Origin of the sequence: Pseudomonas sp. UV AK001 (assembly GCF_046097675.1) — a bacterium.
GTDB classification, from domain to species: Bacteria; Pseudomonadota; Gammaproteobacteria; order Pseudomonadales; family Pseudomonadaceae; genus Aquipseudomonas; species Aquipseudomonas kribbensis.
Genome location: NZ_JBJUVZ010000007.1, coordinates 71,303 through 91,731 on the forward strand (window position 1 = coordinate 71,303; position 20,429 = coordinate 91,731).

17 protein-coding genes are annotated in these 20,429 nt (G+C 60.3%); 10 read left to right on the forward strand and 7 right to left on the reverse strand.

From position 1 onward, the window contains the following. Positions 1–62 precede the first annotated feature (62 nt). Both ACKLNA_RS19310 and ACKLNA_RS19315 read right to left on the reverse strand, forming a co-directional pair. Complete coding sequence (locus tag ACKLNA_RS19310; protein ID WP_085710735.1) at positions 63–380, reverse strand: transcriptional regulator; 318 nt, start codon at positions 378–380, stop codon at positions 63–65. Between the two features lie 171 nt (positions 381–551). Further along, the gene (locus ACKLNA_RS19315; RefSeq protein WP_114884529.1) at positions 552–788 is read right to left on the reverse strand and encodes a glutaredoxin family protein; all 237 of its coding nucleotides are present in this window, start codon (positions 786–788) and stop codon (positions 552–554) included. 202 nt (positions 789–990) lie between these two features. Between ACKLNA_RS19315 and ACKLNA_RS19320 the strand changes: the two genes are divergently transcribed. Continuing rightward, on the forward strand, positions 991–2,703 hold the full coding sequence (locus ACKLNA_RS19320; RefSeq protein ID WP_408986776.1) for a cation:proton antiporter: 1,713 nt from the start codon (positions 991–993) through the stop codon (positions 2,701–2,703). Here the strand turns inward: ACKLNA_RS19320 and ACKLNA_RS19325 are convergent. Beyond that, positions 2,700–3,908, reverse strand: coding sequence for an ammonium transporter (locus tag ACKLNA_RS19325; protein ID WP_408986777.1), 1,209 nt, complete (start codon positions 3,906–3,908; stop codon positions 2,700–2,702). The genes ACKLNA_RS19320 and ACKLNA_RS19325 overlap by 4 nt on opposite strands. A 316-nt stretch (positions 3,909–4,224) precedes the next feature. On the opposite strand from ACKLNA_RS19325, the gene ACKLNA_RS19330 reads away from it, so the two are divergent. From ACKLNA_RS19330 to ACKLNA_RS19365, 8 genes are all read left to right on the forward strand, one after another. After that, entirely contained in the window at positions 4,225–4,539 is a 315-nt protein-coding gene (locus tag ACKLNA_RS19330; protein WP_134827653.1) for a YqjD family protein, read from the forward strand. 2 nt (positions 4,540–4,541) lie between these two features. Then, entirely contained in the window at positions 4,542–4,928 is a 387-nt protein-coding gene (locus ACKLNA_RS19335; RefSeq protein WP_065257074.1) for a phage holin family protein, read from the forward strand. After that, positions 4,925–5,263: a hypothetical protein gene (locus ACKLNA_RS19340; protein ID WP_119429616.1), complete on the forward strand. Its 339-nt coding sequence runs from the start codon at positions 4,925–4,927 to the stop codon at positions 5,261–5,263. Before ACKLNA_RS19335 ends, ACKLNA_RS19340 begins: the two co-directional genes overlap by 4 nt. Positions 5,264–5,387: 124 nt before the next feature. Next, a complete protein-coding gene (locus ACKLNA_RS19345; protein ID WP_408986778.1) occupies positions 5,388–6,551 on the forward strand; it encodes an EAL domain-containing protein in 1,164 nt (387 codons plus the stop codon). 68 nt (positions 6,552–6,619) lie between these two features. After that, on the forward strand, positions 6,620–7,948 hold the full coding sequence (locus ACKLNA_RS19350) for a deoxyguanosinetriphosphate triphosphohydrolase (protein WP_085710742.1): 1,329 nt from the start codon (positions 6,620–6,622) through the stop codon (positions 7,946–7,948). Positions 7,949–8,338: 390 nt separating this feature from the next. Next, positions 8,339–8,965: a response regulator transcription factor gene (locus tag ACKLNA_RS19355; protein ID WP_114884537.1), complete on the forward strand. Its 627-nt coding sequence runs from the start codon at positions 8,339–8,341 to the stop codon at positions 8,963–8,965. 8 nt (positions 8,966–8,973) lie between these two features. After that, on the forward strand, positions 8,974–12,633 hold the full coding sequence (locus tag ACKLNA_RS19360) for a transporter substrate-binding domain-containing protein (RefSeq protein ID WP_408986779.1): 3,660 nt from the start codon (positions 8,974–8,976) through the stop codon (positions 12,631–12,633). Between the two features lie 48 nt (positions 12,634–12,681). Next, positions 12,682–15,627, forward strand: coding sequence for an HD domain-containing phosphohydrolase (locus ACKLNA_RS19365; RefSeq protein WP_408986780.1), 2,946 nt, complete (start codon positions 12,682–12,684; stop codon positions 15,625–15,627). Here the strand turns inward: ACKLNA_RS19365 and ACKLNA_RS19370 are convergent, their stop codons facing one another. Continuing rightward, a complete protein-coding gene (locus tag ACKLNA_RS19370) occupies positions 15,628–16,110 on the reverse strand; it encodes a GAF domain-containing protein (RefSeq protein ID WP_408986781.1) in 483 nt (160 codons plus the stop codon). Continuing rightward, positions 16,107–16,997 carry an ATP-binding protein gene (locus ACKLNA_RS19375; RefSeq protein WP_085710747.1) on the reverse strand — a complete coding sequence of 297 codons (891 nt, stop codon included), beginning with the start codon at positions 16,995–16,997 and terminating at the stop codon, positions 16,107–16,109. Before ACKLNA_RS19375 ends, ACKLNA_RS19370 begins: the two co-directional genes overlap by 4 nt. 166 nt (positions 16,998–17,163) lie before the next feature. On the opposite strand from ACKLNA_RS19375, the gene ACKLNA_RS19380 reads away from it, so the two are divergent. Further along, the gene (locus ACKLNA_RS19380) at positions 17,164–19,485 is read left to right on the forward strand and encodes a response regulator (protein ID WP_408986782.1); all 2,322 of its coding nucleotides are present in this window, start codon (positions 17,164–17,166) and stop codon (positions 19,483–19,485) included. Here ACKLNA_RS19380 and ACKLNA_RS19385 read toward each other — a convergent pair. Further along, the gene (locus ACKLNA_RS19385; protein ID WP_408986783.1) at positions 19,469–19,930 is read right to left on the reverse strand and encodes a MarR family winged helix-turn-helix transcriptional regulator; all 462 of its coding nucleotides are present in this window, start codon (positions 19,928–19,930) and stop codon (positions 19,469–19,471) included. The two genes, ACKLNA_RS19380 and ACKLNA_RS19385, sit on opposite strands and share 17 nt — an antisense overlap. Beyond that, entirely contained in the window at positions 19,927–20,412 is a 486-nt protein-coding gene (locus ACKLNA_RS19390) for a glutathione peroxidase (RefSeq protein WP_408986784.1), read from the reverse strand. The genes ACKLNA_RS19385 and ACKLNA_RS19390 overlap by 4 nt, the downstream gene beginning before the upstream one ends. Positions 20,413–20,429: the final 17 nt, after the last annotated feature.

A 20,429-nucleotide genomic window follows, 5' to 3' on the forward strand; every position in this document is an offset into this window, starting at 1 on the left:
ACTCGAACCCTCAAAGCAGAGCGCCATTATCCAACACCGGACGCAGCAGACCTAGCCCAGAATCAGGCGGGGATCGATTTGAGGGCTGCGGCCTCGGTGAACTCCTTCAGCCAGCGCAGTACATCGACAGCCTCCCAGCGACCCGGGTCGTACAAGGCGTACAACAACCCCTGATAACCCACCACATCCAGTTGCTTGTGATAGCCGGCGCGCTGGAACAACGCCTCGATCTCGGCAAAACAGGTATTGAAATGCAGCTTGTTGAAAGGCGTCTTGCCCTCCGTGACCAGACCGTCCAGACGCAATTCGCGGACGGCGTCGTGCACCACATCAACCGACATCCGGTTCACGCTGCTTTTCAACTGTTCGACATTGACCACGGTTCATCCCTCTGACGTCCTGGTCGCCGTGCTCAATGCCCAAAAAAAACGCAGCACGACGAACCCACTCAATTACTGTATGAATATACAGTAACCGAATAAACCCGCAAGTGCCAAGGATCGATGAGCGTCGCGATGAATGGCCACGCCGGAACAACGTCGAGGGAAAGGCTAACGCAGAAATGCCACAACCTGATCGGCACTGAACGGCCAGCCCAGCTCCGCTCCGGTATCGGTGCGACGCAGCACAGGGATCCGCAGGCTGTAGGCCTCGAACCAGGACTCGTCGTCGGCAATGTCCACCAGTTCCACCAGCAGGCCATGCTCGACGAACGGCATCAGCTCGGCTTCAGCGACTTCACACAGATGGCACCCCAGGGTGCCGAACAACTGGCATTCAGGAAGCATGCGCGTTCAATCCGAAAATTTGATTGGCCATTTTAGGCCTGACCTGTAAACCCGTCGACCCATCAGAGCCCTCGAGCCATCGAGCGGTTCTGTCCTTGCAAAACCCTGACTCAAATCAGCCCGCACAAAGGCGTTTTACGCCATGCTCCAGTGTTTTTTGCCTCTACGCTTGAAAAGCCTGCCCCTGCCGCCGGAGTGTTTTGTGTTTGCCAATCTGTTGATCATTCTTGCCTCGTCCCTGGTGATGATTGCCCTGTTTCGCCGCCTGCGCCTGCCACCGGTGCTGGGCTATCTGTGCGTGGGGCTGATGGTCGGACCGAAGGCGTTCGACTGGATCAACGAGAGCGAGCATCTGCCGGACCTTGCCGAACTGGGTGTAGTGTTTCTGTTGTTTTCCCTGGGACTGGAATTCTCCCTGTCGAAAATGATTGCCCTGCGCCAGGTGGTTTTTCGTCTGGGCAGCCAACAGGTACTGGTCAGCACAGCGCTGCTGGGAAGCGTGCTGATGCTGCTGGGCATGCCTCTTACCCCGGCGTTGCTGCTCGGCGCGGGTCTTTCGCTTTCATCCACGGCGATCGTCACCAAGGAACTGGGCAGCCTCGGCGAAATATTCAGCAGCCACGGTCAGAACGCGGTAGGGGTTCTGTTGTTTCAGGATGTGGTGGCCGTGTTGTTGCTGACGCTGGTGCCCGTCTTCGCCGGCAGCAGCGATCAAGCCTGGTATTGGGCATTGCCACTGACGCTGCTCAAGACTGTCGTGCTCTTTATCGGCTTGCTGCTGGCCAGTCGCTGGCTGTTGCCACGCCTGTTTCAGGAGGTGGCGGCATCGCGCTCGGCCGAGCTGTTCGTACTGTTGGCGCTGGTGATCGTGTTGCTCACGGCATGGCTGACTCACTTGCTCGGCCTGTCCCCCGCCCTCGGTGCGTTTCTGGCCGGCATGCTGCTGGGGGAGAGTCACTATCGGCACCAGATCGAAGCCGATATCCGGCCGTTCCGCGACATTCTGCTTGGCCTGTTCTTCGTCAGCATCGGCATGCTGATCGACCTGCAATTGTTTGCCAGCCACAGCCTGTTGATTCTCGCCATGACTCTGGGTCTGCTGGTGATCAAGGGTTCAGTGGTGGCGTTACTGGTGAAATGGCGTGGCAGCGACAATGAAACCGCCTGGCGCAGCGGCCTGGCCCTGGCTCAGGGTGGCGAATTCTGTTTCGCCCTGATGGCACAGATGCAGCAGAACCGTTTGATGCCTGCCGATCTCGGAGCCCTGCTCCTCGCTGCGACGTTCTGCTCGATGCTTCTAACACCGCTGATGTTGCGCGCTGCGCCTCGCATCGCCGCCGCCCTGCACCGCAAACCCAATCAGGAAGCACAGATCGAACAGATCAGCGCCCTCAATGCCGGCCTGGACCAGCATGTGGTGATCTGCGGCTACGGGCGTGTCGGTCAGTCGATCGGACGCTTCATGCGCAATGCCGGACAACCTTACATCGCCCTGGACAACGACCCCGTACGGATTCAGGAGGCAGCCACCGTCGAACGCGACGTGCATTACGGCGACTCTGCGCGTGGCGACCTTCTGACTGCGGTCGGTTTGCTGCGTGCAAGGCTGCTGGTGATTGCCGTGGATAAAAGCGATGTGGCGCTGCGGGTGCTCAAGGAAGCCCGGCGACTCAACCCGAAAGTGCCGATTCTGGTGCGCACCCGCGACGACAGCCAATGGGCCGAACTGAAAGCCGCCGGTGCCAGCGAAGTGGTGCCGGAGCTGTTGGAATCAAGCCTGATGCTCGCGTCCCACGCCTTGATTCTGCTCGGTCTGCCGGCACACCAGGTGCAGGAGAAAGTCGATCGGGTGCGCATCGACCGCTATCGCCTGCTGCATGGTTTCTACCCGGGTGCCGAAGATGAAGAGACCTAGTCCTGACTCACCGCGCCGATCTTGTGCAACGACAGGTCCGCACCGTAATACTCCTGTTCCTGACTCAGGCGCAGACCATGCAGGGCCTTGATCGAACCGTAGACGGCAAATCCGCCGGCCAGGGCCACCACAACGCCCAACGCCGTACCGATCAACTGGCTGATCAGGCTGACACCACCGAGCCCGCCCAGTACGGTCGAGCCGAAGATCCCGCAGGCGATGCCGCCCCATACGCCACACAAGCCGTGCAGCGGCCAGACACCGAGCACGTCATCGATGCGCCATTTGACCTGCGCCGCCGTGAAGCACCAGACAAACAGCGCGCCCGCAATCGCACCAGTCACCAGCGCGCCCACCGGGTGCATCAGGTCGGAGCCGGCACACACCGCCACCAGGCCGGCCAACGGGCCGTTGTGCAGAAAGCCCGGGTCATTGCGCCCGACGATCAACGCCGCCACGGTACCGCCCACCATCGCCATCAACGAATTGACCGCCACCAGCCCACTGACGCTCTGCAGGGTTTGCGCGCTCATCACGTTGAAGCCGAACCAGCCGACGATCAGGATCCACGATCCCAGTGCCAGAAACGGAATGCTCGACGGTGCGAATGCCACCAACCGACCATCGCGATAGCGGCCGTTGCGCGGGCCCAGCAACAGCACCGCCGCCAGCGCCAGCCAGCCACCCATGGCGTGAACCACCACGGAGCCGGCGAAATCATGGAACGGGGCGCCGAATCGCTCGGCCAGCCAGGCTTGCAGACCATAGTTGCCGTTCCAGATCATCCCCTCGAAAAACGGATAGATGAACGCCACGATCAGCGCCGTCGCACACAGCTGCGGAACGAACCGTGCCCGCTCGGCAATGCCGCCGGAAATGATCGCCGGGATCGCCGCCGCAAAGGTCAGCAGGAAGAAAAACTTCACCAGCCCGTAACCATGATCGGCGCTGAGCACCGCCGCCGGTTGCAGGAATGTCACCCCGTACGAAATCCAATAGCCTATAAAGAAATAAGCCAGCGTCGACACGGCGAAGTCGCTGAGAATCTTCGACAGCGCATTGACCTGATTCTTCTGGCGAACCGTTCCGACCTCCAGAAAGGCGAAACCGGCGTGCATGGCCAGCACCATGACCGCACCGATCAGAATGAACAACGTGTTGGAACTATGAACGAGCGTATCCACAGCGCTTTGCAGATTTTCCATGAAGAGGCAGACCCAAGGCTGAAAAAGGCACCAAAGCGGTTCATGCGGACATTTCATGCACCAAGTTGCGACCGCGCAGTCACAAGCCCGAGAGGCCGATGAACCGCTTTGGCGCACGAGGTCGATGTCCTGAGCTGAACCCGTGTCATCCGGGCTATGATTTCCCGGCTTCGCGCCCGGCAACAGCGCACTGCTGCCGGAGGACGCACCACGACACAGCAAAAGATGTACCAGTCATTTGTACTGAACCTTCACGCAAGGCTCATACTCGAAAGTTTCAGAAGCCGCTTCAGACCGCCACTTACGGAGATTCCCAATGGCCAGCACCAAGGCAAAGACTGCTCAAGAAATCCTGATGAACGACTTCCAGACCCTGGTCAGCGACACCGAACGGTTGCTGGAACACACCGCCACGCTGGCCGGTGATCAGGCTGATGAATTGCGCGAACAGATCCACGAAAGTCTGCTGCGCGCGCGGGAAACCCTGAAGCTGACCGAAGACACCCTGCGCCAGCGCGGCCAGGCTGCGGTCACCGCCACCGAAGATTATGTGTCGGCCAACCCGTGGCAATCGGTGGGTATCGCCGCCGGCGTGGGCTTTCTGATCGGCCTGCTGGCCACGCGGCGCTGATCATGTCGATCGGTGAATCCGGCCCGACTGCGGGCACCGCCTCTTCCACACGGCGCCTGGGTGCAGCCGTCCTCGGTCTTTTGCACAGTCACGTCGAGTTGTTCGGCATCGAATTGCAGGAGCAGAAAGCACGCACCGTCAGCCTGTTGCTGTTCGCAGGCCTCGCGCTGGTGTTTGCACTGCTGTTGCTGGTCGGCCTGTCGACCCTCGTTCTGATCGTGTTCTGGGACACGTATCGGCTCGCCGCCATCATCGGCCTGTGCGTGTTCTACACACTCGCTGCGATCTTCTGCGGGCTGCGCCTGAAGGCTGCGATCTTCGATGAATCCTCGCCCTTCCACGGCACCCTGGAAGAACTGGCCAACGACCGGGAGCGCCTGCTGCCATGAGCCTGCCTGAACTTCCGCACAACAGCTCGCGCCAGGAAATGCGCAAGGCCCTGATCCGCCTGCGCATGGAAATGCATCGTCAGGAAATCCGCCACGAAACCGGCCAGGTGCTGCAACCCTTGCAACGCATGCGCGGCATGACGCAGAACCTGCAGGACGGTTTCGGCATCAAGCATGCGCCGTTATGGGGCGTGGCCGCCGTGACACTGCTGGGGTTCCTGACCGGCAAAGGCGCGAAAAGCGGTGGCATCGGCGGCCTGAGCCGGTTGATCCGCCTCGGCACCAGCCTCGCGCCGCTGATCAAACTGGTCATGCAGAACTCGGGCAAACGCTGAGTTCCACATCTGGCTGCATTCTTGCACTGCTGGCGGGATTGAATCTCTTCACCCGGAGATTCAATCCCGCTTGCCTACCCGGCAGGCAGGACCCCACCAGAACAACAATGACCAAGGAGGCCCCGTGATCGACGGGCAACCGCTCGCCTGCTTTCAGCCTTTCATCGATACCGCTACCGGACGCATCGCAGGCGTCGAGGCTCTGGGTCGACTGCGCCAGGCGCAAGGGCAACTGACATCGGTCGGACCGCTGTTCGCCGACCCACGAACGCCCGCTACCGCCCTGCGCCGCCTCGACCGGCAGATTCGTGACAATGCGCTGAGCCGATTTCACGAAGCGCCTCCGGACTGGTTTCTCAGCCTGAACATGTCACCGCGCTGGATCAGCCGTTTGCGCGCCGACCAGGCGCTACCCAGCCTGAAACAACTCGCCCGGCATGGCGTCGACCCGCAGCGGATTGTCTTCGAGATCACCGAACTGGGCGGCAACAGTCAGCGTCTTTCCGAAGTGGTTGCACGCTATCGTGATGCCGGGGCACGGATCGCCATTGACGATTTCGGCGCCGGCTATTCACAGCTTGATCGCGTGCTGGCCTTGCAGCCGGACATCCTCAAGCTCGACATGCGCCTGTTTCAGGCCGCCGCGCTCGGCGGGCCCAGCAGCGATGTGGTCAAGGCACTGGCGCAGATGGCCGAGCGGACCGGTTGCTGGATTATCGCCGAAGGCGTGGAGACCGAAGCACAGCTGAATTTCGCGCTGGAATGTGGCTCACGTTACGTTCAGGGTTTTCTGTTCGCCCGAGCGCAGGAGGCATTCTTTGCAACGGACGCTTTCGTCCAGCGCTTCGCTGAACTGCGCCAGGCCTATGTGAAGCAGAAGCTCGCCGAACGCAGCAAATTGATGTCCATGCGCCAACAGCTAGGCGAGCTGATGACGATTCTGCAGAGCTGGGCTCAAACCCGCGCGCCGCTCAGTGCCTTGCCGCAACTGGACGCCTTTCCGTGGTTGCTGCGGTTTTATCAGTGCGACCGTCAGGGCACTCAACTGACGCCGAATCTGGAGTGGCGGCAAAGCGGCTGGGTCGCCGACAACCGTTATCTGGGTCACAACTGGTCGTGGCGTCCCTACTTCTACCATCTGCTGGCCGAAGGCTGGGAAGAGCGCCGCCTGACGCTTTCCAACACCTACCGCGATGCCACCAGCAACCAGTACTGCCTGACCGCCGGGCAGTTTTTCGACAATGGCGAACGCCTGCTGTTGATCGACATTGATGCCGCCGGGCTGTAGTTGCGCTTGCAGACACTCGCCCGAACCGGGAAGCTAGGGCACCAGTCACCCGACGGAGAGAATCAGCCTTGGATTGGCAAACCCTGCTCAACCGCGAACGTCTCGGCAAGCCGCTGCACAGCCCGCAGGAACTCGGCCGCAGCCCGTTTCACAAAGACCATGACCGCATCATTTTCTCTGGCGCCTTCCGCCGCCTGGGCCGCAAGACCCAGGTGCATCCCGTGTCGAGCAACGACCACATCCACACACGCCTGACCCACTCGCTGGAAGTCAGTTGCGTCGGCCGGTCGCTGGGCATGCGAGTGGGCGAGACCCTGCGCCGCGCCCTGCCCGAGTGGTGCGAGCCGAGCGATCTGGGCATGGTCGTGCAGTCCGCCTGCCTGGCCCATGACATCGGCAACCCGCCCTTCGGCCATTCCGGCGAAGACGCCATCCGCCATTGGTTCCAGCAGGCCGCCGGGCGCGGCTGGCTGGATGCGATGAGTGACGCCGAGCGTGGGGACTTCCTGAACTTCGAGGGCAACGCCCAAGGTTTCCGGGTGCTCACACAACTGGAATATCACCAGTTCGACGGCGGCACCCGGCTGACCTACGCGACCCTCGGTACGTACCTCAAATACCCGTGGACCGCCCGCCACGCCGACTCCCTGGGCTACAAGAAACACAAATTCGGTTGCTATCAGAGCGAGTTGCCTTTGCTGGAGCAGATCGCTCACAAGCTGGGCCTGCCGCAACTCGAAGAACAGCGCTGGGCGCGTCATCCGCTGGTTTACCTGATGGAGGCTGCGGATGACATCTGCTACGCGCTGATCGATCTGGAAGATGGTCTGGAGATGGATCTGCTGGACTATGCCGAGGTCGAGTCGCTGCTGCTGGGTCTGGTCGGCGACGACCTGCCGGAAACCTATCGCCAGCTCGGCCCTCAGGATTCGCGCCGACGCAAACTGGCAATCCTGCGGGGCAAGGCCATCGAACACCTGACCAACGCCGCCGCCCGGGCTTTCGTCGAGCAACAGGACGCACTGCTGGCCGGGACGCTGCACGGCGATCTGGTGGAGCACATGCATGGTCCGGCCAAACGTTGCGTGCTGAATGCCAAGGACATCGCACGCAAGAAAATCTTTCAGGACAAGCGCAAGACCCTGCATGAAATCGGCGCCTACACGACACTGGAGATTCTGCTCAACGCGTTCTGCGGTGCAGCCCTCGAACAGCACAACGGGCGTACGCCGTCATTCAAGAGCCGCAGAATCCTCGACTTGCTGGGCAACAATGCGCCGGATCCGCACGGCCCGCTGCACGCATCGTTCCTGCGCATGATCGACTTCATCGCGGGTATGACCGACAGCTATGCCAGCGACATGGCCCTGGAGATGACAGGGCGCTCCAGCCATTGATAACTCGTCGCCTCCCGGTCAGGCATTGACCGGGCGGGCACGCGACCTATCAAAAACAGGTTTCAGAACTCGCGACTGATAGATATTCCAACCCTTCCTTATATCCATGTTCAATTCTCGCGACGTATCATCGATAAATAACTGAAATTCATTGATAACTGACAAACATTAAACAAACAGGCTTTTCAGTCACGCCCGCCCCCTCCATCGAACAAGCTCAACCTGCAAAGACATCCACTACCTACGTCAAAAGTAGTTAACTCGTAGTCCCATTCTTCTTTATTTGTAGGACTAATCCTAGATTGCCACCAAGGTCCTGTCAGCTCATGCGACCGCTCTTTCATCTGAGCTAAGGTGCGCCCTTTATTAGTGTTCGCATGGGACTTTGTTATGAACTCCGTTTTTATTGTCGACGATCACCCGGTTATCCGTCTTGCCGTTCGAATGCTATTGGAACATGAAGGTTACAAGGTCGTCGGTGAAACCGATAACGGGGTCGATGCCATGCAAATGGTTCGAGAATGCGCGCCCGACCTGATCATTCTCGACATCAGCATTCCAAAGCTGGACGGCCTGGAAGTCCTTGCCCGTTTCAACGCCATGAGTTCCCCGTTCAAGACACTGGTCCTGACCGCACAATGCCCGACACTGTTCGGCATTCGCTGCATGCAGTCCGGCGCATCGGGTTATGTCTGCAAACAGGAAGACCTCAGCGAACTGGTCAGTGCCATCAAGGCGGTCCTTTCCGGATACAACTATTTCCCCAGCCAGGCCCTGAACCCCGTTCGCAATGACGATGTGCGCTATGCGGAACTGGAACTTTTCAAATCCGTCAATGACCGGGAATTGATGGTGCTGCAACTATTTGCCCAAGGCCGCACAAACAAGGAAATAGCCAAAGGCATGTTCCTCAGCAACAAGACCGTCAGTACTTATAAAAAACGTCTGATGCAGAAACTCAAAGCCAAATCCCTTGTAGAACTTATTGAAATGGCCAAACGCAACGCACTCGTGTGAGAGACGACATGCCCAGTCGCTTGAAGAACTGCCTGTTTGTATTGAGTGCATGCCTTGGATCAAGTGCTCATGTAACGGCCGACCCCGTCATCTCGCAAGACCTGGCTCTGCTCAGTCGCTCGACCGGCAAATTGCTTCCAGTCCTGCTTGAACATTCGCAACGGGACTGGTTGCACAATCGCAATGAGCTGGTTCTGGGCACATCAGCTCCCGACTATCCGCCATTTGACATGACGGCCAGCGGCCGCGATTACGAGGGCTTCACGGCCGATTACGCCGGACTGATCGGCCAGGCAACCCGCCTGCCGGTCAGGGTCAAGCGCTTTGCCACACGAGACGCCGCGATCCGGGCATTGGTCGACGGCAGCATCGACATGCTTGGCACCTCCAACGGGCTGGAGGCGGAAAACGCCAACATCGTACTGTCCAGCCCTTACGCCATCGATCAACCGGTACTGGTCACCCGTACGGGTGAAACCCGCTCTCTGAGCGAAGGCCTGGCCGGATTGCGGCTGAGCATGCTGTATCACTATCTGCCGCTGGACGAAGTCAAGACGCTCTATCCCAAAGCCCTCATAACCTCCTATCCGTCCTACCAGAACGCCATCAATGCAGTCGCCTTCGATCAGGCGGACGTGTTTCTGGGCGACACCATTTCCACCCATTACATGATCAGCAAGGGGTATCTGAACAACATCCGCATGGCCAATTTCGGCAAGCACGAAGCCCACGGTTTCAGCTTTGCCGTGCGTCGCGACAATCCTCAGCTACTGGGTATCATCGATAACGTACTCAAGGCTGTCCCGGGCAGCGAGCGGGAAACCATCGCCAAACGCTGGAGTGCCGGCAGCGACACCTTGCTGACCGACCAGAAACTGCAACTGACCCACCGCGAAGAACAGTGGCTGAAGAAACACCCGGTGGTGAGTGTGGTCGTCAACGAAGCCTTTGCTCCACTGAGCTTCTTTGATACCGATGGCAACTTTCGCGGCATCAGCGCCGACCTGCTGGAACTCATCCGCTTGCGCACCGGCCTGCGCTTCGAAATCCGCCGCAGTCGCAGCGACGCCGAGATGATCAAACAGGTCGAGATCCATCAGGCCGACCTGATCGCCGCCCTGCTGCCAACCGCACAACGCGAGATAACCCTGAAGTTCAGCCGCCCCTACCTTGAAAACTCCTATGTCCTGCTGACCCGCAAGGCTGCCGACAGTCCGACGCATCTGGGGCAGCTCAAGCGCAAGCGCCTGGCCATCGCCCAGGGCAACCCGATGATCGAGTACCTGCGAAACGAATTTCCACACATCCAGTTGATCGAGACCCCGGACACTTTCAGTGCCGTGGCACTGCTCGACGAGGGTCAGGTCGAAGGCGCAGTGAACTCGCTGGTGATCGCCAACTACTTCATCGCCTCGCACATCTTCGAACACCCCTTGCAGATCACGACCACCATCGGCACCCGCCAGGCAGCCTTTTCCCTGGCAACCGCCAGAGACAACACCGAGCTGGGCTCAATCATCGACAAGACACTGATGAGCATATCGCCCGAAGAACTGGGCATCATCAATGGTCGGTGGAGGGGCTATTCAAGCCTTTCACAAGGCACCTGGCATCAATACCGGCGCCTGTTCTATCAAGTGATCGGGGCGGCCGGCCTGCTGTTGCTGCTGTCGATGCTCTGGAATGCCTACATGCGTCGCCAGATCAAACAGCGCCAGGCCGCCGAACGCGCCTTGAACGATCAACTGGAATTCATGCGCTCACTGGTCAACGGCACGCCTCATCCGATCTATGTGCGCGATCGACAGGGGTTGCTGCAAAGCTGCAACGACAGTTACCTCGAAGCCTTCAAGGCCAGACGCGAAGACGTCATCGGCAAGAATGTGATGGAAGGTGCTCTGAACAACGCGTTCGAAGCCAGGGCCTTTCAGGCCGACTACCAGCGGGTCGTGAACGAGGGCAGACCGCTGGTGCTCGACCGGCCGTTGCAAATCGGCAACCGGCGCATGACGATCTATCACTGGATCCTGCCATACCGCGATTCCAGCGGTGATGTTCAAGGGATCATCGGCGGCTGGATCGACATCAGTGAACGCCATGAGCTGCTCGACGAGCTTCGTGCCGCCAAGGAACAGGCCGATGATGCCAACCGTGCCAAGAGTACTTTCCTGGCAACCATGAGCCACGAAATCCGTACGCCGATGAACGCGGTCATCGGCATGCTCGAACTGACACTCAAGCGCATGGACAAAGTGCATCCGGACCGCTCCAGCATCGAAACCGCCTACAGCTCGGCCAGGGATCTGCTGGGGCTGATCGGTGACATCCTGGATATTGCCCGGATCGAATCCGGGCGCCTGAGCCTGAGCCCCGAACGGGTCAATCTCATCGATACCATCTCGGCGGTGGTCCGGATCTTCGAAGGTCTGGCCCGGCAGAAACGGCTGGCACTGGTGGTGAACGTCTCTCCGCCCGACCTGAACATCGACGTGCATCTGGACCCCTTGCGTTTCAAGCAGGTGTTGTCGAACCTGATCAGCAATGCCATCAAATTCACCGAAAATGGCCAGATCAGGATCTCGCTGGAACTGCTGGCCAGCGATGTACCCGCTTGCTCGCAGGTGCAACTGACGGTTCAGGACAGCGGCATCGGTATTACTGCCGAAGATCAGCGGCGGCTGTTCGAACCTTTCACCCAGGCCAGCCATGGCAGGAACCGGGCAATCAGCGGCACCGGGCTGGGGCTGGTCATCAGCCGCAGTCTGTGCGAAATGATGGGAGGGCAACTGCAATTGAGCAGCCAACCCGGAATCGGCACCCAAGTGAGTGTGTCGCTGCCACTGGCAATCATGCCCGCTGAGGTGAAAAGCCGGAAACACGAACCACAGATCCAGACCGCCCTCATGCCCCTGAACGTTCTGGTGGTGGACGATCACCCGGCCAATCGCCTGCTGATGTGCCAGCAACTCGAGTTCCTGGGACACCGTTTCAGCATTGCCGAAGAAGGCCAGAGCGCGCTGGAGCAATGGAAAAACGGCGCGTTCGATCTGGTCATCGCCGACTGCAACATGCCCGTCATGAATGGCTATGAACTGACCCGCGCGATCCGGCGTCACGAAAGCCTCACGCAACGCCCGACCTGCACAGTCCTGGGGTTTACCGCCAATGCCCAACCGGAAGAGGTGCTTCGCTGCAAGCAGGCCGGCATGAACGAGTGCCTGTTCAAACCTCTGAGCCTGAGTGTCTTGAGCCAATGGATCGACAGTGTCCGACCAATCCTCGACACACCTGTGTTCCATACCTCTGCGTTCAACCTGCAGGGACTTTATGCGCTGACCGGTGGAAACCCCGCTCAGATCAGGCGACTGTTGACCGAACTTCTTAAAAGCAGTCGGATTGACCGCCAGGATCTACAAGCCTTGTTCCCCGGACGGGATCACGAGGCGCTGGCCGAGATTGCGCACAAGATCAAAGGCGCTGCTCGCATTGCTCAGGCATCACGCGTGATCGACAGTTGCGACGCCCTCGAACAGGCTTGTCTGCAAGCATTGCCGGAGGAGGAGATCGAACGCCGATGCAACGCGAGCAAACTCGCCATTCTTGAACTTGAGAAGGCATTGGAGCAGCAACTGACGTTGACCGACCACAGCAGAATGACCGGGCCTTAACTATGCTTGAGCGCTGAGCAGTGTGTTTATCAACACGGAGAGTCCGCAATGCCCAGCCCACTGCGCCCGGATCAACGCCGGTTCCCCTTGCACGTGCACATCAGCGTCATGTTCACCTTTCTGCTGTTGCTCACCGGGGTCGTGCTGGGGCTGTTCAACTACCGGCAGACCACACAGGTCATTCTGTCGAGCAGCGAAAAACTGTTCGAACGCATCGAGCAGGATGTGCGCGTCGATCTGCAATCGACCTATGCGCCGATCCGGCACTTGCTGGGCCTGCTCGCGGACAACCCCGGGACGCAGGCCTCCATCCTTGAACAACGCCTGACACTGCTCAAACCGTTTAGCCAGTCACTGTCGGACAATCCGGACCTGGCCTCGTTGTATCTGGGTTACGACAACGGTGATTTCTTCATGGTGCGGCCGTTACACACCGCTTCACTGAAAACCTTGCTCAAGGCGCCGGAGGCAGCGGCCTATCAGGTCTGGAGCATCGAACATGACGGCAATGGCAGCGTCAGATCACAATCGCTGTTCTTCGATCAGGCGTTGTCGGCGGTCGGTCGTCACGACAATCAGGACGATGCCTACGACCCGCGCAGCCGGGGCTGGTACATCGGCGCACAAAAACAGAACGAGCAGATCACCACCGAACCCTACGTGTTCTTTTCCACCCACAATGTCGGCACCACCCTCGCCCGGCGCAGCGGTGAGCACGCAGTGATCGCTGCCGACCTGACCCTCGACGCGCTGTCGGCAACTCTGACCAAGCATGTTGTAACGCCTGCGACAGAAATCGTCCTCTTCGACGCAGAAGGCAACGCCGTAGCGTACCCCGACAGCCGCCGGCTGATCGTCGATGACCGTACCGCGCGCCTGGCCAGGGCAGCCGACCTGAGCCCGAGCCTGCATGCCCTGCTGTCTGCCGATCATCAGGGCAAACACCTGAATGCTGACGGACGACGCTGGATCGTCGCCCGCAGCAGCCTGCAGGAGGGTGGTCCGAAAGGATTGCAGATGGCCTTGCTGGTGCCGGAGGACGAGTTGCTGGTCGATGCCTATCGCATGCGTTGGCAAGGTGCGCTCATCACCCTCGCCACCCTGCTGTTGTGCCTGCCGCTGGGCTGGTTGATCTCGCGGATTCTGGTTAAGCCGCTGCATGCACTGGTCAAGGAAGCCGACGCCATCCGCAGCTTCGATTTCAACTTTCCCGCAACCCGTCGCTCGCCGGTGCTGGAGGTCGACCAGTTGAGCCTGTCGATGGCGCGGATGAAGGACACTCTGGCCAGCTTCTTTCGCATCACCGACAGTCTGACCGCCGAAACCCGCTTCGCACCGCTGCTGCAACGGGTGTTGTTCGAAACGGTACAGATTGCCCAGGCCCAGGCGGGGCTGATCTACCTGCGGGAAAGTGATGGCAACCGCATGGAACCTTACGGGCTGGTGGTCGATGGCACCTCACAGACGCTGGCTGCCTTCGATATCCAGGGACACAACCTCGATGCCACCCAGGGCCCCAGCTGGTTCGAGCAACTGGCGAAGGCCGACAATTTAGTGAGCAACCTCGGCTTCGAACAGGCCGCCGACCTGCAAAAAGTACTGCTGGCCATGGACACGCCGCGCGTCCACCTGATCGGGATCCGCCTGCACAACCGGCACAACGAGACAATCGGTCTGCTGGTATTGCTGATCAGCGACAGCGGCACCCCGGCCGACCTTGAAAAGCTGCGCCCCGACCGCATCGCATTCCTGCAAGCGGTGTCCGGCGCGGCGGCGGTGAGCATCGAGAGCCAGCGCCTGCAAGCCCGACAGAAACAGCTGCTCGATGCGTTCATTCAACTGCTGGCCGGCGCCATCGATGCCAAGAGTCCTTACACCGGCGGCCATTGCCAGCGCGTGCCGGAACTGACCCTGATGCTTGCCCACGCTGCGGCCGCGAGCGAATCCCCGGCCTTCAGCGACTACCAGCCCAGTGAGGATGAATGGGAAGCCTTGCACATCGCTGCGTGGCTGCACGACTGCGGCAAGGTCACGACGCCGGAATACGTCGTCGACAAAGCCACCAAACTGGAAACCCTGAACGATCGCATCCATGAAATCCGCACCCGGTTCGAAGTGCTCAAGCGCGATGCCTGGATCAGTTACTGGCAAGCCCTGGCATCGGGTGGGGACGAACGACAACTGGCCAGCCTGCGCGACACGACGTTGGCGGCTCTGGATGATGATTTCAGTTTCGTCGCCCGCTGCAACCTGGGCAGTGAGGCCATGGCCGATGCCGATCTGCAGCGCCTTGAGGGTATCTCGCAACGCACCTGGACACGCACGCTGGATGATCGGCTGGGCGTGTCCTGGGAGGAAAACCGGCGGCAGGCACGCACATCGGCGCCCCTCTTGCCCGTCAGGGAAAAGTTACTGTCCGACAAGCCCGAACACCTGCTCGAGCGCGCCGACAGCGAGCTGATTCCGGAGGACAACCCATGGGGGTTCAAACTCGATGTCCCGCGCTACAAATACAACCGCGGCGAGTTGTACAACCTGAGCATTCCTCGCGGCACACTGACACGAGAGGAGCGTTACATCATCAATCACCATATGGTGCAGACGATCCTGATGCTCAGCCATCTGCCCTTCCCCGGGCATCTGAATAACGTGGCGGAAATTGCTGGCGGCCATCACGAAAAAATGGACGGCACCGGTTACCCGAAACGTTTGAAACGCGAAGAAATGAGCCTGCCGGCACGGATGATGGCGATTGCCGACATCTTCGAAGCGCTGACCGCAGCAGACCGCCCGTACAAAAAGGCCAAGACCCTCAGCGAAGCGCTGGGAATCATGGCCACCATGTGCCGCGAGGCGCATATCGATGCCGAGCTGTTCGGCCTGTTCATCCGCGAAGGCGTTTACCTGCAATACGCCAGCCGTTTCCTCGACCCACAGCAGGTCGATGCGGTGGATCCCGCCAGCGTGCTGCGCAAGGCGGGTCTTGCGGCGTGATCAGCAGTCGGTCAGGCGCAGGAAGATCGCCGCCAGCCGTTCGATACCGGCCTGATCTTCTGTGCCGAAGCGTGCAAGCTTCGGGCTGTCGAGGTCGAGCACACCGATCAGGCGACCGTCCTTGACCAGCGGCACTACCAGTTCACTGTTCGACGCGCTGTCACAGGCGATGTGGCCGGGGAATGCGTGAACGTCTTCGACCCGTTGTGTCTGCAGGCTGGCCGCCGCCGCGCCACACACACCGCGACCGAACGGAATGCGCACGCAGGCGATCTGGCCCTGGAACGGGCCGAGCACCAGCTCTTCGTTGCGATTGAGGTAGAAACCGGCCCAGTTCAGATCATCGAGCTGGTTGAACAGGAACGCCGAAAACTGCGCGGCATTGGCGATGAAATCGCGCTCGTCCGCCAGCAGCGACTCCAGTTGCGCGGCCAACATCCCATAGCCTTCGAGGCCCTGGCCGCTCTGTTGCAAATCAATCATGCCTTGTGCTCCAGCAATTTCAGTCCCACCCAGTAACGGGCGAATTGGTACGCGCAACGTCCGTTGCGGTTGCCACGGCCGGTCGCCCAGCGCACGGCGAGAATGTCCAGTTGTTCGTCGCGCTGCCAGGTCAGGCCAGCCTTGGCGGCCAGTTGCCCGATCCAGTGTTCGACGACATTGAGGAAATGTTCCTGGGTAAACGGATAGAACGACAGCCACAGGCCGAAGCGATCCGACAGGGCGATCTTGTCTTCCACCGCTTCGCTCGGATGCAGCTCGCCGTCGACGCGCTTCCAGTTTTCGTTGTCGCTTTCCTTTTCCGGCACCAGATGGCGACGGTTGGAGGTGGCGTACAGCAACACATTGTCCGGCGCCTGCTCCAGCGAGCCATCCAGCACGCTTTTCAGCACGCGGTAATCGCCTTCTCCGGATTCGAACGACAGGTCATCGCAGAACAGCACGAAACGCTGCGGCAACTTGGCGATCTGCTCCACCACACGTGGCAGGTCGGCCAGGTGATCGCGCTCGATCTCGATCAGGCGCAGGCCGGCCTTGGCGTGTTCGGCCAGCAACGCCCGCACCAGCGAGGATTTACCGGTACCGCGCGAGCCCCAGAGCAGCGCATGGTTGGCCGGCATGCCGTCGAGGAACTGTTGGGTATTTCGGCCCAGTTGCTCCAGTTGCCGATCGACCCCGATCAGGTCCGACAGACGCATGTCGAGGCTGACTTCCAGCGGCAGCAGATAGCCGCTGCGACCGTCACGCTGCCAGCGTGCAGCCAGGCAGGTGCCCCAGTCGATGACCGGGCGTGGCGCCGGCAGCAGCGGTTCGATCCGCGCCAGAACCGACTCGGCGCGCTCAAGAAAAGCATTCAATCGGGAATCCACGTCTTCTCCTCGGGCTGGTTCACAGTAATGATGGCGATACAGCGACGACCGATAGCGTTCGACACCCGGCCCGGCCCTTGTTACAAGGCGATGCGGGAACTCCGGTATCCATGCATGATCGACTATGCTTGAGCAGCGAAGGGAAACGTAAGTGGTTCAACACCCCATGGATATCAAATTCACCCACCGGCTGTCTTACAAGCAAGCCAGGCTTACCGTGCTGGTCGGGTTCATTCTGGGCACGCTGCTCAGTCTGCTGCAAATCGGCATCGATTATGCCAGTGAAGACGCCTCCATCAACCGTGAAATCCTGTCTTTGCTGGAAATCAGCCATAACCCGGCCTCGCGCATCGCCTACAACATCGATGCCGAGCTGGCCCAGGAACTCACGCTGGGCCTGCTGCGCTCGCCGGCCATCATTTCCGCGCAACTGACCGACAACAATCAGACGATATTGGCCAGCGTCAAACGCCCGGAACTGCAAAGCGGCTATCGGTTGATCAGCGACTTTCTGTTCGGCGCCAAACGCGAGTTCGAAGACCGGCTCTATCTCGACCACTTGCCCAATGAGTCCCTCGGTACGTTAAGCCTGGAAGTGGACACTTATGCCTTTGGCAGCCGCTTCCTGCGCCGGGCCGAAATCACGCTGCTCAACGGCTTTGCCCGCAGCCTGATCCTGACCGGCATACTGCTGGCGCTGTTCTACGTGATGCTGACCAAACCGCTGGTGCGGGTGATCCGTGAACTCAGCGGACGCGATCCGCGCAGCGCCGAACCGACTACTCTGGAATGCCCGGGCGGACACGCCAACGACGAGATCGGTGTGCTGGTGAAGGTCGCCAACCAGCAGTTCGAGAACATCGCCACGGAAATCCAGCAACGGCGCACCGCAGAAAACCGTCTCACCGACTACCTGGCTCAACTCGAAGACATCGTGTCGGCACGCACCGCCGAACTGAAGGCCATCAACGCCCGCCTCAGCCAGTCCAACGAGGAACTGGAGGTCGCCCGCAGCACCGCACTGGACATGGCCGAAGCGCGCTCGGCGTTCCTCGCCAACATGAGCCACGAGATCCGCACTCCGCTCAACGGCCTGCTGGGCATGATCGCGCTGTCCCTTGACGGTCCGCTCACTGGCGAACAACAGCAGCAACTGTCCATTGCCCACGACTCGGGCAAGGTGCTGGTGGAATTGCTCAACGATATTCTCGATCTGTCGAAATTCGATGCCGGACAACTGGAACTGGAGCACATTCCTTTCGACCTGGGCTCGCTGATCGAAGACACCGCCAACCTGCTGTCACAGAATGCGGCGCCAAGCGTCGAACTGACGTGTCTGATCGATCCGCACTTCCCGGCGCTGGTGCTCGGCGACCCGACCCGGGTCAGGCAGATTGTCAGCAACCTGCTGTCCAACGCCCTGAAGTTCACCCGCTTCGGACGGGTCGATGTGCGTTTGTCGACCTGGAAGGACAGCGTGCGCATCGAGGTCTGCGATACCGGCATCGGCATCGCCCAGGAAGCCCAGGTGAAAATTTTCCAGCCGTTCACTCAGGCCGGGGCCGGTATCACCCGCCAGTACGGCGGCACCGGACTGGGCCTGGCGCTGACCTACAACCTGTGCGAAGCCATGGAGGGACGCCTGACGATCAGCTCCGAAGTCGGTTTCGGCAGCCAGTTCTGTGCCGAACTGCCGCTGCCCTGCCACACCCGCGCGGTCATTCCGGCACAACTGCATGGCAGCGTGCTTGCCATCACCACAGCGGCCAGCGGACTGTCAGAACTGTTGAGCAGTCTGTTGCCGGTCTGGGGCCTGTCGTACGAACAGCGCACGATTGAAGCGTCACTGCTCGGCCCGTCACCGGACATCATCATCACGGATTGCCCCGAATGCCTGTTCGGCCTGCGGCCGACCATGACCGCACCGATTCTGCTGGTGACGGCCTACGGCAGTTTCCTGCCGGGCGAAGAGGCCGCCGCCCTCGCCCCGCTGCAACAGCAGGCTCGCCCTTTGGCACGCAACGCGCTGTATCAGAATCTGCGCCGAACCCTGCAACCGGACATCACCACCATCGACCGCGGGCGGCTTGAAAGCGTGCCTTCACAGCGTCGCGGCCGGGTGTTGCTGGTGGAAGACAACCCGGTCAACCAACTGGTGGCCAAGGGCATGCTCAGTAAACTTGGTTGCGAAGTGGTAGTGGCGGCCCATGGCGCAGAAGCACTGGATCAACTGGAACACCATGAGTTCGATCTGGTGCTGATGGACTGCAACATGCCAGTGATGGACGGTTACGAAGCCAGCCGGCAGATACGCCAGAGCGGTCGCTGGCCGCACTTGCCGATCGTGGCGTTGACGGCCAACGCCATGTCCGAGGAGCGTGAGCGCTGTCGGGCGGCGGGCATGAGCGATTACCTGGCCAAGCCTTTCCGCCGCGAAGAACTGGCCGCGCTGCTGGATCAGTGGATACCGACTACGACAGCGCTTTGATTTGCCCCAGCAGATGATCAAGCCCGGTGCGCAGCTCGTTGAGCCGATCCAGGTCCACGCCGCTGTCGCACAGCAACCTGTCCTTCAACGGCCCGACCTGCTCGCGCAGCGCCTGCCCCTGAGGCGTGAGGCTCAGGTGAACCTCACGCTCGTCCCGCGCCGAACGTTGACGCTGCACCAGTTGCAGTTGCTCCAGACGCTTGAGCAACGGCGTCAACGTGCCGGAATCCAGCGCCAGACGCTCGCCCAGCGCCTTGACCGTCGGTTGCTCCGGCGCCGCTTCCTGCCATTCCCACAACACCAGCATCGCCAGATATTGCGGGTAGGTCAGGCCGAGCTGATCGAGCATCGGCTTGTAGGCACGAATCACCGCCCGGGACGCGGCGTACAGCTTGAAGCACAACTGACTGTCGAGCTTCAGCGCATCGGCTGACAGATCGTTCATTTGAGCAGGGCTTCGATCTCGCGACTCAGATCCTGCGGCTTGGTGGCCGGGGCGAAGCGCTTGACCAACTGGCCGTCCTTGCCGATCAGGAATTTGGTGAAATTCCACTTGATGCCCTGGGAACCCAGTACGCCCGGTGCGCGCTTCTTCAATTGCACGAACAGCGGATGTGCACCGGTGCCGTTGACTTCGATCTTCTTGAACAGCGGGAAGCTGACGCCGTAATTGAGCTCGCAGAACTCGCTGATCGCCCCCTCGCTGCCGGGTTCCTGCTTGCCGAACTGGTTGCACGGAAAGCCCAGCACCACCAGCCCTTGATCCTTGTAGGTCTGCCAGAGCTCTTCAAGGCCCTTGTATTGCGGGGTGAAGCCGCACTTGCTGGCAGTGTTGACCACCAGCACCGCCTTGCCGGCGTAATCGGCCAGGGTCTTTTGCTCACCCTTGATGGTGGTGCACGGGATGGTCAGCAGGTTATTGCTCATGGTGCGCACTCCGGGAA